This window comes from Mesorhizobium sp. WSM4848 (genome assembly GCF_055811375.1).
Window position 1 is genome coordinate 95,257 of record NZ_JBVVPX010000023.1, and the last position, 15,318, is coordinate 110,574.

The 15,318-nt window shown below is 60.4% G+C and carries 14 protein-coding genes and 1 pseudogene; 1 reads left to right on the plus strand and 14 read right to left on the minus strand.

The window, feature by feature from the left end; translation table 11 throughout:
• The first annotated feature begins 29 nt into the window (after positions 1–29).
• Complete coding sequence (locus AC0L16_RS20885) at positions 30–1,160, plus strand: aminopeptidase (RefSeq protein WP_473622950.1); 1,131 nt, start codon at positions 30–32, stop codon at positions 1,158–1,160.
• A 151-nt stretch (positions 1,161–1,311) separates the two neighbouring features.
• On the opposite strand, the gene AC0L16_RS20890 is transcribed toward AC0L16_RS20885, so the two are convergent.
• The 14 genes and pseudogenes from AC0L16_RS20890 to AC0L16_RS20955 all read right to left on the minus strand — a co-directional run bounded on the left by AC0L16_RS20890 (position 1,312) and on the right by AC0L16_RS20955 (position 14,776).
• A complete protein-coding gene (locus tag AC0L16_RS20890) occupies positions 1,312–1,545 on the minus strand; it encodes a hypothetical protein (RefSeq protein ID WP_473622951.1) in 234 nt (77 codons plus the stop codon).
• A 258-nt stretch (positions 1,546–1,803) separates the two neighbouring features.
• Positions 1,804–2,883, minus strand: coding sequence for a mechanosensitive ion channel family protein (locus tag AC0L16_RS20895; RefSeq protein WP_473622952.1), 1,080 nt, complete (start codon positions 2,881–2,883; stop codon positions 1,804–1,806).
• Positions 2,884–3,321: 438 nt separating this feature from the next.
• A pseudogene (locus AC0L16_RS20900) lies at positions 3,322–3,953 on the minus strand (NADP(+)-dependent, decarboxylating phosphogluconate dehydrogenase); the annotation flags it as partial.
• Between the two features lie 15 nt (positions 3,954–3,968).
• Entirely contained in the window at positions 3,969–5,003 is a 1,035-nt protein-coding gene (locus tag AC0L16_RS20905; protein WP_473622953.1) for an adenylate/guanylate cyclase domain-containing protein, read from the minus strand.
• A gap of 112 nt (positions 5,004–5,115) precedes the next feature.
• Positions 5,116–5,982 (minus strand): alpha/beta fold hydrolase, encoded by an 867-nt coding sequence (locus tag AC0L16_RS20910; protein ID WP_473622955.1) that lies wholly within the window; start codon positions 5,980–5,982, stop codon positions 5,116–5,118.
• On the minus strand, positions 5,906–6,949 hold the full coding sequence (locus AC0L16_RS20915) for a hypothetical protein (protein ID WP_473622956.1): 1,044 nt from the start codon (positions 6,947–6,949) through the stop codon (positions 5,906–5,908). Before AC0L16_RS20915 ends, AC0L16_RS20910 begins: the two co-directional genes overlap by 77 nt.
• Before the next feature lie 47 nt (positions 6,950–6,996).
• On the minus strand, positions 6,997–7,803 hold the full coding sequence (locus AC0L16_RS20920; RefSeq protein WP_473622957.1) for an SDR family NAD(P)-dependent oxidoreductase: 807 nt from the start codon (positions 7,801–7,803) through the stop codon (positions 6,997–6,999).
• Between the two features lie 130 nt (positions 7,804–7,933).
• Positions 7,934–8,596, minus strand: a complete 663-nt coding sequence (locus AC0L16_RS20925; RefSeq protein ID WP_473622959.1) for a VOC family protein — start codon at positions 8,594–8,596, stop codon at positions 7,934–7,936.
• A 65-nt stretch (positions 8,597–8,661) separates the two neighbouring features.
• Positions 8,662–9,939: an epoxide hydrolase family protein gene (locus AC0L16_RS20930; RefSeq protein ID WP_473622960.1), complete on the minus strand. Its 1,278-nt coding sequence runs from the start codon at positions 9,937–9,939 to the stop codon at positions 8,662–8,664.
• Complete coding sequence (locus tag AC0L16_RS20935; protein ID WP_473622961.1) at positions 9,936–10,364, minus strand: DUF6130 family protein; 429 nt, start codon at positions 10,362–10,364, stop codon at positions 9,936–9,938. The genes AC0L16_RS20930 and AC0L16_RS20935 overlap by 4 nt, the downstream gene beginning before the upstream one ends.
• A gap of 90 nt (positions 10,365–10,454) precedes the next feature.
• Positions 10,455–11,816 carry an epoxide hydrolase family protein gene (locus AC0L16_RS20940; RefSeq protein WP_473622963.1) on the minus strand — a complete coding sequence of 454 codons (1,362 nt, stop codon included), beginning with the start codon at positions 11,814–11,816 and terminating at the stop codon, positions 10,455–10,457.
• A 239-nt stretch (positions 11,817–12,055) separates the two neighbouring features.
• Entirely contained in the window at positions 12,056–12,442 is a 387-nt protein-coding gene (locus tag AC0L16_RS20945) for a response regulator transcription factor (protein WP_244603110.1), read from the minus strand.
• A 74-nt stretch (positions 12,443–12,516) separates the two neighbouring features.
• The gene (locus AC0L16_RS20950; RefSeq protein WP_473622964.1) at positions 12,517–13,179 is read right to left on the minus strand and encodes a response regulator transcription factor; all 663 of its coding nucleotides are present in this window, start codon (positions 13,177–13,179) and stop codon (positions 12,517–12,519) included.
• 13 nt (positions 13,180–13,192) lie between these two features.
• Positions 13,193–14,776 carry a sensor histidine kinase gene (locus AC0L16_RS20955; protein WP_473622965.1) on the minus strand — a complete coding sequence of 528 codons (1,584 nt, stop codon included), beginning with the start codon at positions 14,774–14,776 and terminating at the stop codon, positions 13,193–13,195.
• Positions 14,777–15,318: the final 542 nt, after the last annotated feature.

Below are 15,318 nucleotides of genomic sequence, written 5' to 3' on the forward strand. Positions count from 1 at the left end.
CGTGTGAGCAATGCCGTGGGCAAACCGTGATGCATGCTTTTTTTCGTTCGGTTGCTGCGATGATCGTGATGTCCGGCGTGGCAGGTTGCACCAGCGTTTCCTACTACGCACAATCCTTGAAGGGTCACGTGGAGATCATGGCGGCGCGCCAGGATGTCGGAGAGCTGATCGACGATCCGTCGACCCCTGGGACATTGCGCGCTCGAATGGCATCGGCGAGCGCCATCCGACAGTTTGCGATAGATGAACTAGCGCTGCCGGACAACAATAGCTACCGCAGCTATGTTGACGTTGGTCGGGACGCGGTGACATGGGCCATCTTCGCCGCGCCGGAATTCTCGCTCACGTCACGAACATGGTGCTTTCCGGTGTTCGGATGCGTTCCGTACCGAGGATATTTCTCCAAAAGGTCTGCGACTGAAACCGCTGTCGAACTTCAGAGACAGGGCCTGGACGTCTATGTGACGGGCATCACTGCATATTCGACGCTTGGCTGGTCAAGTGACCCGCTGCTAAGCACGATGCTCAGCCAAGATGAATCGGGTCTTGCAGGGCTGGTATTCCATGAGCTGGCCCACCAGCGCGTCTACGTACAGGACGATTCCGCGTTCAACGAGGCGTTCGCTGTCGCTGTCGAAACAACCGGTGTCAGAAAGTGGCTGCGCGCGAATGGGGATACTGCCGGTTTGCGCCGTTACGAAGCCGACCGGAGGCGCAGAGCTCAATTTCTTGCGCTGGTGTCGCAGACCCGAGACGAGCTAAGGCAGGTCTATGACGACAGCGCTACCTCTGAGCAGAAGCGGGCCGCAAAGACAGCCGCGATCGAACGGCTGCGGATGCGCTACGGCGAGATGCGCGTCAGTCGCTGGCGTGGATACCGGGGATACGATGTCTGGTTCGATTCTCCGATTAACAACGCGAAGCTCGCCGCGACTTCCGTCTACGGCGATCAGGTGGCGGCGTTTCTCCGCTTGTTCGATTTGTGTTCGGGCGACTATCCAAGGTTTTACGCGTTGGTTCGACGGATTGGAGCGTTAGACAAATCTGACCGCGCCGAAGCGCTCAAAGCAGCAGATTCATGCGATTGGAGCCGGTCAATCCGAAGGCCAGAAGCGGCGCATCGGTCGCCGATGTACTCGGCAGCCGGCGCAGGTGATTGAATTGACCATTTGGCGGCCGATTTCCCACATACTTTGACGTCGGGCGGGGCCGGAAGCGGCTTACAGAAGCCAAAAGCGGGCTTGCCTGAACTCCCCGGCGGGTCCTGGACCACAATGATTGCCGGCGCGCCGTGGCGCCCCGGGGTGCACCCTACGAGGCCGAAAACTTCACGCTCACGCCGCGCTGCCGAAAATAAGCCTGCATCAGCTTGCGGCCCGAACGGTTGTTCTGCGCCAGCCTGGTCGGATCGAACACCGCGTGTTCCATCCCCTCTCGCGTCAGCGCCGCTTTGAGCGCCGCAATATGTGCGTCGATGTCGTTATTGTTCGCCCGGAGCGATGCATAGATGCTGTCGGTCGCTTCGGCCACGGTCGGCTCGCTCACGGAATGTACTCCTTTGGCTATTCGGGCGGCGGCTTAGCACAGATCAAAGGCTTCGCCGATACCGAAAAGACGCCTGGATGGGCGGCAACAGTGTTCCCCGGGGGTCGGTTTTGATCATGGGTTCCGCCTGAGTCGGAGATCGCAAGCCATGTCGACACGAACGAGTGAGGAGGATCGGACGCACACGTTCGAGTATCCGGGCTTGCCTGCCGCGACGCGGGCGGGGGATGGCTCCGCCCGGGCGTGGCCTGAGGAAGTTCACCTCAAATTGCTCTTCGGAAACAGCACGCGATCGGGTTTTGCATTCATTCGCGCCAGCATTTCCTTGATCAAGCGTGTTTTGGTGCGCCCCGCTTCCTTCGGCGGCACGAGGTAACGCACGATGGCCTCCAGCCAGGTGTTTTCACTGACGCGAAAATGAACCACGGGATGCTCCTTCACCTCGAGTTCGTCCACCGGCGTTTGCGACAGGATGTGCTTATAGACCTTCACCTTCCGGCTCATGATGTCGCCGATCTGCTCGTCGACGACCTCTCTCATGGTTTTCGCTACGAATTCCAGATCGCTTTCATACGCGAGCTGGAACTTGATTTCGTTCCAGACATAGGGAAACAGCGGCCAGGAATAGTTGAAGACCGGCGTGTCAAACACGGTGGAGTTCGGAAACTTGATGACGCGTCCGCTCGGATGATCGGTCCAAAGATGTTCGCCGCCGAATTCCCATAACGTCGTGTCGAGATAGCTGACATCAATGACATCGCCATGGGCATCGCCGATGCGAATGCGGTCACCAACGCGATAAGGCGCCCTGGCCAGAATATAAATCCATGCGATGAAACTGGAGATCGGCATTTGCAGCGCAAAGCCGAGAATCAGTGAAATCAGGCCGAGTGAAACAACCGCAGCGTACCAGTTCACAAATAAGACCGAAATGGCCACGAAGACGATGGCGACGACGACGACCAATCGAAAAATACGTTGCAGGTTGAAACGCGAAACACGATTGGGAATTCGGCCAATGAGAAAGACTTCGATAACATTCGCGACGGTCAGCATAACGAAAATGAAAAGGCCGCCCCTGACGTAGTTCAGCACGCGAACGCGCAAAGGCGCGTCAAGCCATTCTAAGCGCCAATTGATCAGGACTTGGATGCCAAAAAGCAGCAAGGCAGCGGCAGCGAAACCAAGCGTCCACCAGACGTCTTCCTTGCGAAGGTTGAAGCGGAATTTTTCCCCGGGCTTTTTCGCCTTCTGTTCCATAGTTTTTGGATCAGCAGTCTGTTGCGCGGCCCGTTCGAGTCGGGAAAGGTTCTCCTGTTCCTTGGCGCGCGGTTCCATGGGTTCACCTCCCGATGTGGCCATCAACACCCAGCCACTGCCTTCTCGTTCCTCGACGGCGGCATTCCAGCAAACGACCCAATGTCAGTCGCGGACTGGCTCCTCGCCGGTCCCCGAAAGCTGGCCTTCATTCCGGGGGCCCCGTCCTTGGTGAAATAGGGCGGCAAGCATGTCGCCACCATATTCGGCAAATGCCTTATAGCCCGATCCGAAATTAAGTTGAGTTTGGTATCAGCAGCTCCCCGAGGGCCCACCGGTAGAGATCTCGACTGTTCATCGAGCGGCCGTTGGTTCGAATTCGCTCTTCCGGCGGGATCATGCCGGCGGATAGCCGCCAATCCATTGGATAGCACGGTTGACTCAAGCCCATCACAACGACTGAGCGAACGGCGGGATTCGGGATCGAGCTGAGCGTTGACGAACGGCTGAGATGCGGCGCTAACCTGCCGCTCCGCTCCCCCAAGGGCCATGGAACGCGCCCGGCCCGTCGATGCGCTCGAAGCCGTGCGCGCCGAAGAAATCGCGTTGCGCCTGGATCAGATTCGAGGTGCCGCGGCCCTGGCGATAGCTGTCGAAATAGGCGAGCGCCGACGACAGCGCCGGCACCGGTGAGCCGGCTTCCGACGCCCTTGCCACGATGCGCCGCAGCGACGGATGCGCCTCCTGCATCATCGCGATGAAAGCCGGCGCCATCAAAAGATTGGTGGCCGCCCCGCCGGTGCCGAAGGCTTCCGCCATCGTGTCCAGCAATTGCGGCGGATGATGCAGCCGGCCCGCCAGTTGAATTCCTTCGACGCGCCGCTCATCACCGCGAAGCCTTGCGTGTAGGCTGATATCTTGCCGGCGAACAGCGCCAGTTCGAGATCGTCAAGAAGCGCGTCCTTGTCTCCGGAAATCCTGGTCACGCCGCCATTGCCATAGGTGTTTTCGGCGGCGAGGCGCTCGTCCTTGATCGACGACAGCACGCGCGCCGCCACCGCGGCCTCGATCGCGGTGGCCGGAATGCCGAGCTGCTGCGCCTCGATCACCGACCATTTGCCGGTGCCCTTCTGGCCGGCGCGGTCGAGGAGATGGCGCCACTCCAATCAGCTTCCCAATGCTAGCCTTACGGCTGAGATCTGAAGCGGTTCATCTCGGCCTCTAATCACATGAAATCCGAGGTTCTCCGCGACGAGATGTGGAGGTAGAACACGGATACCGGCGAGAATATCTGCGGAGACCAGAATAGGTTGACCGAGCGCCTTGGATAGCGACTCCAGACGTCCAGTGGTATTCACGACATCGCCGAAATACGCAATCTTGTGTCGCTCAAGGCCAATCTCAGCCGTAACCACCGACCCGCAATGCAGGACGGCGCGAAACTCTGGCACTTGCCCGAAACGCGCTTGCCACGCCGCCGCCTGATCCCTTATGGCCGCTGCGAAGTCGAAGACGCAACGAAGACACGCGGCGTCCCGCATGCCGCGATCCATCGGCCAGGTGACCAGCGCCATATCGCCGATATAGTCGTCAATAGAGCCCTGGGAGCGACGAACGGGAGACGCAAGTGCGTTGAATATCTGTCCGAGATAGGCCTGGGTCTCCAAATCGCCGTATCGCTCCGCGAAGTGCGTGGATCCGCTGACATCGAGAAACAGAAAGATGCGCTCCTCCTCGATGGGCCGGTGATAACGCCCAAGAAGCAGGCTGGTGAACAGGCTCGGCCCGATAAGGTCACGCAGTCGGAACACGAATGCGACGAGCGTGGAGACACCGAGTGAATACAGAAGCCCGGACTCCGACATCACCATGGCTTCCCGCGCGGTGCTCATATAGCCGATGAGATGGTGAAGCGCTGTGCCGGCGGCGGCGTTGCCGATCAAGATCATCAAAACGTAGGTTGCGATCGTAATCACGACGAAGACCGGCGTTGCCGCTTGCCGGATGATATCGCGCCATCGGCGCAAGATAACGCCGCGCTCATACAACAGAATAGGAGTTCCGATGAACACGCCCCTGACTGCGGAGTGCAGGGCCTCGACGTCGAACATCAGCGCGTAGGCAAAGCCCGCTACTGCCCCCACAATGGGTGCGAGGAGCCACTGCAAAGGGCGACGAAAGTGGTCCCGGCCAGTGTTCATTTCGTATCCTGCTCGATGAGATCGGGCCCCCGGCCTGTTGCTCGGTGCGGTTGTGATTTCATCAGTTTCGCCCTGGGCACCCTCGATCATGTATCGCGGTATGGCGATTTGCTCAGGCTAGGCTTGCCACCTCCAGTATGGCGTCTGCAAATGCCCGCGGGGCTTCTTGCGGAAGATTATGCCCTATGCCGCCGGTAATGAGGCGGTGCTCGTACTTGCCCGAAAACTTCTTGGCATAGGCACCGGGGTCGGGATGCGGAGCGCCGTTGGCGTCACCCTCAAGGGTGATCGTCGGCACGACGATCACCGGCGCCTTTGCAAGCCGCTGCTCCAGAACGTCATATTGCGGTTCGCCTTCTGCGAGGCCGAGCCGCCAGCGATAATTGTGGATGACGACCGCCACATGATCCGAATTGTCGAAGGCCCTGGCGCTGCGCTCGAACGTGGCGTCGTCGAACGTCCACTGCGGCGAGGCAATCTGCCAGATCAGCTTGGCAAAGTCCCGCCGGTACTTTTCGTAGCCGGCCTGGCCGCGTTCGGTGGCGAAGTAGTACTGGTACCACCATTGGAGTTCGGCTTTCGGTGGCAGTGGCATCTTGTTGGCCTCCTGGCTGCCGATTAGATAGCCGCTGACCGAAACAAGCGCCTTGCAGCGTTCGGGCCACAATGCGGCGACGATGTTGGCCGTGCGCGCGCCCCAGTCGCAACCGCCGACAATCGCCTTATCGATTTGCAGTGCATCCATCAGCGCGATGACGTCGACGGCGACCACCGCCTGCTGGCCATTTCGCGGTGTTTCGCTGGAGAGAAACTGCGTCGTGCCGTAGCCGCGCAGATAGGGGACGATGACGCGAAAGCCCCTCGATGCCAAAATGGGTGCAACGTCGACATAGGTGTGAATGTCATAGGGCCAGCCATGCAGGAGGATGACCGGCGCACCGTCGGCCGGTCCGAGCTCCGCATATCCGACGTTGAGCACGCCGGCGGTGACCTGTTTCAACGGGCCGAACGATGTATTCGTGCCCGGTTTGATTGTTGTCGCACCCGTCTTCGTCATGCTGAGTTGTGCGCTTGCGGAGCCCGTCATGGCAAACTGAGCGGCCGCGACGGTGGTGACGGCCACGCCCAAAAATTGACGTCGATGGAGGTCGATCTGTTCGGTCATAGTGGTTTGTACCCGTTGATAAGGCATGGTGCCTGGTGGAAGATTGTCTTCGGTCGACTGTCACATCGGACACGTCGACCGTGATAGGTGCGAATGCTTGGTTTGCGACCCCCTCGGCGTCATGGAGGAGCACACGCCGCCGTGTCGGGAATACGAACCCGTCAAAGGTTTTGTGGTCATAAGCGTAGTGTGCGACCGGCGGGTTTCCCGTCACGTCGGGCGAATAGTCCATGCGCCGCTGCATGAACGCATCGTCGTAATAAAAGACCTGATCGGCGTTATGGTTGGCGATGGTCTTAGGGAACGTGACGGCCAGCCGTCGCCACGTTTGCGCGCCCTCTCTCCAAGGGGCGATTTCTCGTGCTTCGACACCGGGTAGTGTGAAGACGAACGGCGCCGTGAGGTAGTTCCATACGGCGGCGCTCGTGAAGTACGCCACCTGGATCGCATCCCAAGGTGTGCTGCCATCCAGAAAGGGCAGCGGAAATGTACCACGTGGATTGAAACGTTCCTCGATGATGCGGCCGTCGCGCGTAGCGATAGCGACCCGCTCGGGAGCGACATCCAGCACAGACATACGGTCTGGTGCTGTGAAGGGCGAAAAAACGATGTGCTCGCGATGTGGATCGAGCGTGACGGTCTGCTTGGAGTAGACGTCCGGCCAGCCCCTTGCAGCCCAAAATACGCCCCCAAGCGACATTTGCGCAGTGATACTTGTAACGTTGCCCCAATTCGGCAAACCGCCATGCGCCTCGAGGACGGCCGTCAAAAGTTTGTCCATTTTGATTCTCCTCTGGCGCTTTACTCAGGCTGACTCATTGAGTTTGGTTACGCAGCCACGGCGATGCCGTACCGCGCCGGCGAGGTGTTGAGCGAAAGGTTCGGGATGAGTTTCTGCCGCGCCGCTTCATAGGCGTGCCAGTCGGCGACGTCGGGAAGCGAGGGAATAGTCACCAACTCGCCCTGGTCGAGGCCGGCAAGGGCCGCGTCGACGAGGTCATCGGACTGCATGATCGCCTTGCTCGGCAGATCGTCGAGCGAACCTCCTGATACGTCCCAGAAATTGGTGGCGATGGCGCCGGGCAGAACCGCCTGGATGCGCAGCTTCTTGTCCGCAAGCTCCTTGTGGAGCGACTGGCTGAAAGCGAGCACAAAGGCTTTCGTCGCGCCATAGACACCGTTGAGGATTTCCGGCGCGATGGCGACCGCTGACGAGATGTTGATGATTGTGCCGCCGCCTCGCGCCACAAAGGCCGGAGCCGCGGCATAAGTCAGGCGGGTCAGCGCCGTGATGTTGAGCTCGATCATCGCCTGCATTTTGTCCACGTCGGATTCCAAGAGCGGCGCGACGGCGCCGATGCCAGCGTTATTGACCATCATCGTGATGGCGGGATCGGCGCCGAGCAAGGTCTCGATCCGGCCCAGATCCGCCTTGTCGTTGAGGTCAGCGGCAACGGCGCTGACGTTGCAATTCGTTGAGCCGGCGATGCGCTTGGCCACTTCGTCCAGCCTCTCCTGGCTGCGCGCCACGAGAATGAGGTCATAGCCGCGGCGCGCCAGCCGGTCGGCGTAGATCGCTCCGATCCCGGCCGAGGCGCCGGTCACCAGAGCAATGCCCATTTTGGAGTGCGTCATGATCGTTCTCCCATTCGATTGCGCCGGCAACAGCGCGTGAAAACATCAGCGGCAAACCAGGCTTGGATCGCCGGTTGAGCTGGGCGGCGGGACGGCGACCCGTCCCGCACACCCGATTTTGGGTTGCTGCTTAGAGCGGCAGCGGCTTGCCCGCCTGCTCCGCCACCATGTACCTGGCGTACCAGTCCGGCCAATTCTCATCGCGCTGGCCGCCATTGCGCTTCTCGTGCTCGCCGTGTGCTTCTGACGCGCGCCGCATTGCGGCCGCAAGGTCCGCTACCGAAGCATAGTCCGTCGTATTGGAATCGACCCGGCCAGGGAGCCGGGTGGTGACCTCCTGCAGCAGCCACTCGTTGCCGTCTGGATCCTTGAAGGTTGCGTAAGAGGAATAGCTCTGCCGCTCCGGATGCCTGCCGCTGAGCGCTGGTTTGCCCGGACCGGCGCGGTGGAACACTTCGCTGACTTCGACGCCGTGGCCAATGAGTTCGGCGCGCGCGGCCTCAATGTCCGACACGACGAGGAAAAGCCCGCTTGCGGAGCCGGGCGCGGCCGACGTGATGCCGGTGCCGAAATGGATCGAGGCCGGCGAGCCCGGAGGCGTGAACTGCATCGCCCGGAACGTGTCGCCGACGACGAAGTCGCCGTCGAGCCTCCAACCCAGCCCTTCGTAAAACTGCTTGGAGCGTGCTGCGTCCGAAACTGGGATAACCACGGCCTCGAGCTTCATGTCGAGCGTCCGCGTTCCGAGGGTTTCGATCGGGTCTTCGCTATGCGCTGGAATAGTGCTGCTCATGTCGATCTCCTTAGGTTTAACCTGTTGAGCGTTGAACGCGTCCGGGCTGGCGCCTGGTACGCGCCTCAGAAATCTTGTCGGAGCGGTCGGAACGCCGCACGCAACTCGGCGGAAAACAGTTCGGGCTGCTCCCAGGCGGCGAAATGACCGCCCTTGTCGACCTCATGGAAGTAAATCAGGTTTGGATAGGCGCGCCGGGCCCACGTCTCCGGGGCCAGATAAGTTTCCTCCGGAAAGACCGTGATGGCCACCGGCAGCGCGATCTCGAGGGTCCGCTCCACGGCCGCAAAAACAACGCTGCGTCCACCGTACTCCCAGTACAGCCGCCCTGCTGAGGTCGCGCTGCTGCTCAGCCAGTACTGAGTAATGTCGTCCAGCACCTCGTCCGGGGACTTTTCGGGATCGCTGTTGTCGTATGTCCAGCGTGAGAAGCCCGGATGTCCAAGCATCCACGCCGCGAGGCCTGTGGGAGAGTCATTGATGGCGTAGCCGATCGTCTGCGGCCGGGTGCCCATCATCGTAGCGTAGGATCTGTTCCCCATCTTGGCTGCAGCGCTGAGCGCGTCAAACGCTGCGCGTTCCTTATCCGTGAGTCCCGTTGGCGCTGGCCCGCCGACGGCGAGCACCGCGGCAATCTCGGGCGGCACCACCGCCGGCAAGTTAATATGAATGCCGAGCAGACCTGTCGGCGCCTGGCGCGCCATCGCGCTGGAGACGGGGGAGCCCCAGTCGCCACCCTGTGCGACGTAGCGGGTGTAACCCAGGCGTTTCATCAGCTCCGCCCAGGTTTGCGCGATGCGATCCGGTCCCCAACCCGTCTCTGTCGGTTTGCCGGAGAAGCCATATCCCGGCATCGAAGGCAGGACGAGATCGAACGCGTCCTCCGCTCGTCCGCCATGAGCTGTGGGATCCGTCAGCGGGCCCACGGTCTTGAGCAATTCGAACACCGACCCGGGCCAGCCATGCGTCATGATCAGCGGCAAAGCATTGGGATGCTTCGAGCGGACGTGAATGAAGTGAATGTCCACGCCGTCGATCGTTGTCATGAATTGAGGCAGGGTGTTGAGCTTGGCCTCGGCCTTTCGCCAGTCGTAGCCGGTGCCCCAATACTTGACGAGCGGCTTCAGCTTCGCCAACTGTATGCCCTGCGACTGGTCATCGACCGTCTCGCGATCCGGCCACCGTGTTTCGGCGATGCGCCGACGAAGGTCTTCGAGCGCCGCTTGCGGGATGCTGACGGTGAAGGCCCGGATCGAGCGATCTTCGGCCGCACTGGCGTTGGCCAAGGCGGAAAAGATGCAAAACCCGAATGCCAGCACGGTCGCCAACTTGTGGAGCTTCATGGCTGAATCTCCTTGCCCGGCGAGTGGAACGTCACCGTTTGCTTGGTGAAGACGTTACCTTCGGCGTCCACCACCTCGACTAGGACCTTGTGCTGACCGCGCGGCATGCCCACCAGGATGATGGTGTCGCTCAGACCGTAATCCGCCCACGCCCAGGGCAGGTCGTCGACGGTGAGGTGCAGATGCCCGACCCGCGGAGACACTTTGCGCGCGGCCGGCCCACCGACAGGCAGGATGCGCAGGTTCTCCACCCGGTACGGGATGAACACCACACCCCCGGCCAACGGACCCGGAAGCGGCGGCTCCACGATCAGCTTTGGCGCGGGCTCGTTGTCGATGGGCACGACCGTGCTCTGGGCGAACGCACCCGTGGCGAACACGGTGCAAGCCGCGAGTGCGGTGAGCGTCTGGATGAGAAGGTTCATTGCATTCTCTCCTTTTGGAGATGCGCTGGGGGTTTAATCGCCAGGCGGAGGGTGACGCGCACGTCCGGCGCGCCATCCCCGCTCAACACTTCACGCCGTCCGCAACGTCTTGAACGATGCGCGCACGTCGTCGGTGAAGTACTTCGGCTGTTCCCATGCCGCGAAGTGGCAGCCCTTGGGCGGGTGGCCGTAATGCAGGAGCTTCGGGAACGCGCGCTCGGTCCAACTCTTCGGCGCCGTGTAGATCTCGCTGGGGTTCGCGCTCACGCCGACGGGAATGGTGATGCCTTTGGCGTCGAAGAAGCCCGCCTTCGCCGTTTGCCGGTGTTCCCAATAGAGCCGGGCCGACGAGATGGCCGTGTTGGTCAGCCAATAGAGCGTGATGTTGTCGAGGATGTCGTCGCGGGTAAGGCCCTCCGGCTCCCCATCGAAGGAGCGGGCTATCAGTGCATAACTGTCCGCATCGTGATCGAGAATCCATGACGCCAGGCCGGCAGGTGAATCGACGAGCCCGTAAAGCGTCTGCGGACGAAGCGCCATCTCGTTGGCATAGCCCAGACCGAACTTGTAGAAGAAGGCGACCTGCTCGTAGGCGCGCTTTTCGTCGGGCCCGAGATCGGCGGGAGGCGGACTGCCGGCGGCAAGCGCCTTCACAATCTCGGGCGGAATGGTCGCTGGCATATTGGTGTGGATGGCGATCAGTTCGGGAGGCGCCATCAGAGCCATCTGTTCGGTGATGAGAGCCCCCCAGTCGCCGCCCTGTGCAACAAACCGGTTATAGCCCAGGCGCTTCATCAGCACGGTCCACGCTTTCGCGATGCGCACCGGATCCCAACCGGGTTGGGTCGGTTTGGCGGAAAAGCCGTAGCCTGGCATCGACGGGATCACCACGTCGAACGCGTCGGCCGCGGTTCCGTCATGCGCCGTGGGGTTCGTGAGCGGATCGATGACCTTCAGCAGCTCGATGACCGAACCGGGCCAGCCGTGCGTGATGATGACCGGCAGCGCACCCTGATGGCTTGATTTCACGTGGATGAAGTGGATGTCCAGCCCGTCGATCTCGGTGACGAAATGCGGCAGCGACTTCAGCTGCGCCTCGCACTTGCTCCAATCGTATTCTGTTCCCCAGTACTGGATGAGCTTCTGCATCGTCGCGAGTTGCACACCTTGTGTGTCGCCTGCCGCCAACGTCGCCGAAGTCCGCCGGGAAGCGGCCTCGGTCACCAGCTCCCGCTCGGGCCAGCGCGTGGCGGCGATGCGACGGCGTAGCTCGTCGATCTCCTCCTGCGGGAAGCTGACGGTGAAGGGGCGGATTGAACTGGCTTCGGCCGCGGCCGCCGGCTGAGACGAGGTGAAGTTGAACGCGGCAGCACCTGCCGAAGTGGCAAGCAATGCGGTGGCCGATGTGGCAAGAAAGTCGCGCCGATTTGGCGCCGGTGATGCCGTGGACATGATCAGTCTCCTTCGTTGCGCGGTGCCATTAGAGTGGTTGACCACTTTAGTTGTGCTCTCACTCCGGTGCGCGCTCCATCGGACGTAGGTTGGTCGTAACCGCATTTTCGTTTATGGCGGTCACACCTAGGTTTATTGGCCCCGACGGGCCCGAGTATCCCTCGGTTTAACGGATGCGCTTCGACGAATTGGATTTTGGGGTCTGCTGAGCCTGATCGCGCCCAGCGATCAGCGACGCGCTAGTCGCTCTCACCGGCATTGTTTTTCAATGCAACGTCGAGGCAGCGAGACAGCGTGTCGCCGTCAAAAGGCTTGCTCAAAAAGCAGACGGCGCCTCGAACCAGCGCTTGAGCGTGCGCCTTTTCATCGGGAAAGGCCGTGATGAAAATGATGGGCGTGTGATGTCCACGTATGCGCAAGATATCGTGCAACTCGATTCCGCTCATCTCCGGCATCTGGATGTCTGAAATCAGACACGAGGTTTGAGCCAGTTGCTCCGAATGCAAGAACGCACGTGCGGATGGGAAAGCGTGGGCGACAAACCCAAGCGACCGTACAAGACTCGCAGTTCCGCTTCGAATGGATTCGTCATCGTCGACGATTGAAATAACGCGGGTGTCTGGCAAGCGATTGGCCCATCTATGCGCACCGACAATGGTACGAGTCGGCTGTGTTCGAAAAGTCATACATAGATATGAGGCTACGAGGACATTTCCCGGCCGATACCGAGTGCTTCGGCCATTTTGACCAGGTCCGCGAGCGATTTCGCACGCATCTTCTTCATCGCGTGGCCGCGATGAATCTTAACCGTAATCTCGCTGAGGCCGATGTGAGCGGCGATCTGTTTGTTCATTAAGCCGGTAGCGACGAGCGCCATCACCTCCTGTTCGCGCGAAGTCAGGCTGTCGAACAGGCCCTTTAAGTCGAGCCGTGCGCGATCGGCATCCAGCCTGGCCCGGTCGCGGGTGATCGCGGCGGTGACGGCATCCAACATATCCTGGTCGCGAAACGGCTTGGTGATGAAGTCGACGGCGCCGGCTTTCATAGCCCGTACGGACATGGGGATATCGCCGTGTGCAGTAATGAAGATGATGGGTATATGGACATCGGCCTTAGTCAACTCGGCATGAAGCTCGAAGCCGCTCAACCCCGGTAGCCGAACATCGAGAACCAGGCAGCTCGGGATCGGAGGCAGCTTGCTTTGCATGAGTTCGTTCGCCGAATGGAATAGTTCGGCGCGCAAACCGACCGAGCGGAATAACAGGCCGAGCGAGTCGCGGATTCCGACGTCGTCATCGATCACATAGACAGCAGACGCGACCTCTGTCGTCGGCTGCAAACTGTTCGGTGCGACTTTGATCACAGACGGATCCTTGTCATGCGGAGACAGATCGAGTTGCGCTAAAATGAAATATGGCACCCCGGGGCCTGTTCGGGGCCGCCCACAACCGCCCATCGTGGGCTTCGACGATAGATCTGCAGATCGACAGGCCCATCCCCATGCCGTCGGGCTTTGTCGTGAAGAGCGGGTTGAATATCCGATCCACGTCTTGCGGACCAATTCCGGTTCCAGTGTCCGCAACCGAAACTGTTACGTGGCCATCGTCATGCAACTTCGATTTCACGGACAGCACCCGCGCCCCGCCGACCGCGGCCATGGAATCGATGGCGTTCGTCATCAGGTTTACAAGCAACTGCTGTAGCTGGATTCGATCGCCTGTTACGCGCGGCAGGCGTTCATCCAGCTCGGCTTCGACCATTATCCGGTGTTTCGCCAGACCCTCTCGCACCAGGGTGAGTGTTTCCCCGATAAGACTGTTGAGGTCGAGCGGAGCTCGCTTGCGGTCTTCTTTCTTGAAGATCGTTCTAATTCCGTCGATCACCGCTGCCGCGCGATGACCACCGGCGATAATCTGCTTGAATGCCTCCTTTGCTTCCTCCAGATCGGGCATCGAGCGACCGAGAAAGCGCAGGCCGGCATCGGCGCTCGTTATCATGCCGGATAGAGGTTGTTTGACTTCATGCGCAACCGTGGCTGCGACTGCGTCGCCGGTTACCAGTCGCGCCTCGCGCTCGTGACGCTGGCCACGGACGGCTCCGAGAAGCCGCGTATAAAGGGTCGTTATCTCGTGAAGCAGAACCATAAGGACGAGTCCGCTGGACAGAACTCCGAAGATGCGGACGGTATACCAGCCAAGGCTGAAGCGAGCCGGATCAGGGTAATAGCTTAAAGGCATCTCTATCGTGAATAAGAGCATCACGACCATCAACCAAAGATCGAGCATTGAGTGTCGCCGGATCCAGAGCGCGACCATCGCGGTGATACTTAGCAATGCGACGGGCGCGCCCACATAGGGCCACACCGGGCTAAGGCGAGTGGAATCGAGGGTCACAGGCGGCAATAACGCTTCGCCCGCTATGAAAAAATATGACGCCAACAAGACCACAGCTGCGGTCAGGGCGACACTGAGGCTAATCTCCGCACGCGCGGTACCCTGCCAAAATCGTTTGCTGGGGTTCGAGCCCTTTGAGAGGGCATAGCCTATGACGAACAGGGGAAAGCCAGCGTGCTGGAAAAAGTAGATCCATGACGTACTCTGCATGCCGCCCACCAAGCCGCCCTCTGGCGTGAACAGACCTGGAAATGCCAGGACAAACGGGATCAGCATGAGCGCTGTAAAGAGATATCCGCTTGCAATCAGGAGCGTGGCACGTGAGCGCAGGATGGAAAACTGAGTATACAGGAGGATTGCGGTGATCGAATCGTTGACGAACATCGCTGTCGCGTAGGCCGGCACGAAGGCGTCGACCCGGCTCAGATGGATGCCCGAGAGCGGACCAACAGTGATCAACACGTAGACGGCCAACAGGCCAAGCACAAAAACAAGAGCGAGCTGCTTTTGCGCCCGACTTGGCGGCAAGCTCGAGAGGACGAAAAAATCGTCCTCTGGGACTGTCACGGCTGTCCTCTCCATAAAATACTCATCGCAGCGTCTGCAGCGCGCGGCACGAAAGTCATGACGCTCGAATACGATAAAGCTATTTTGCCTGAACTCATCGTCATTCTACCACCCGGGTTGCCAAGTAACAACGAACCAGGAAGGCGCGTCAGCGGAGATCGCACTTTCCTGCCAACGATCCGATCTCGAACGTGGATCTTCCCCGATCGGCGATTGGGCCGTGCCAATGACCGCGATGGGTCCGGCTCCGGCTGCTCGGTGTTGGGCTGGATCGGCGGCGCAACACCTGGCTCCTTGCAGAGCCTGAGCAGGCCGACGGGGGTTCTGGCCTACCGCCGTCCCGACTAGAGCGAATTACGGTCAAATTGAACTGGGCATCCTGCTCCATCTATTTGTCTTAGTCGCATTTCTGCGGCGCCAAGTGATTCCACTGGCTGCAAAATGCGCGCTGCTGACTGGCAGCCTTGGGGCCGCAGAACGAACCCGCTGCGCGGGAGGGCGCCTGCGGTTGAGGTAGAGATCAGGAACCGGTCGTCGCGCCT

What these genes read in the sequence shown, in the direction of transcription:
- AC0L16_RS20895 (WP_473622952.1), bottom strand. Translation starts at nt 2,883, where the DNA reads ATGGAACCGCGCGCCAAGGAACAGGAGAACCTTTCCCGACTCGAACGG.
- AC0L16_RS20920 (WP_473622957.1), bottom strand. Translation starts at nt 7,803, where the DNA reads ATGACGCACTCCAAAATGGGCATTGCTCTGGTGACCGGCGCCTCGGCC.
- AC0L16_RS20915 (WP_473622956.1), bottom strand. Translation starts at nt 6,949, where the DNA reads ATGGACAAACTTTTGACGGCCGTCCTCGAGGCGCATGGCGGTTTGCCG.
- AC0L16_RS20905 (WP_473622953.1), bottom strand. Translation starts at nt 5,003, where the DNA reads ATGAACACTGGCCGGGACCACTTTCGTCGCCCTTTGCAGTGGCTCCTC.
- AC0L16_RS20885 (WP_473622950.1), top strand. Translation starts at nt 30, where the DNA reads ATGCATGCTTTTTTTCGTTCGGTTGCTGCGATGATCGTGATGTCCGGC.
- AC0L16_RS20925 (WP_473622959.1), bottom strand. Translation starts at nt 8,596, where the DNA reads ATGAGCAGCACTATTCCAGCGCATAGCGAAGACCCGATCGAAACCCTC.
- AC0L16_RS20940 (WP_473622963.1), bottom strand. Translation starts at nt 11,816, where the DNA reads ATGTCCACGGCATCACCGGCGCCAAATCGGCGCGACTTTCTTGCCACA.
- AC0L16_RS20935 (WP_473622961.1), bottom strand. Translation starts at nt 10,364, where the DNA reads ATGAACCTTCTCATCCAGACGCTCACCGCACTCGCGGCTTGCACCGTG.
- AC0L16_RS20930 (WP_473622960.1), bottom strand. Translation starts at nt 9,939, where the DNA reads ATGAAGCTCCACAAGTTGGCGACCGTGCTGGCATTCGGGTTTTGCATC.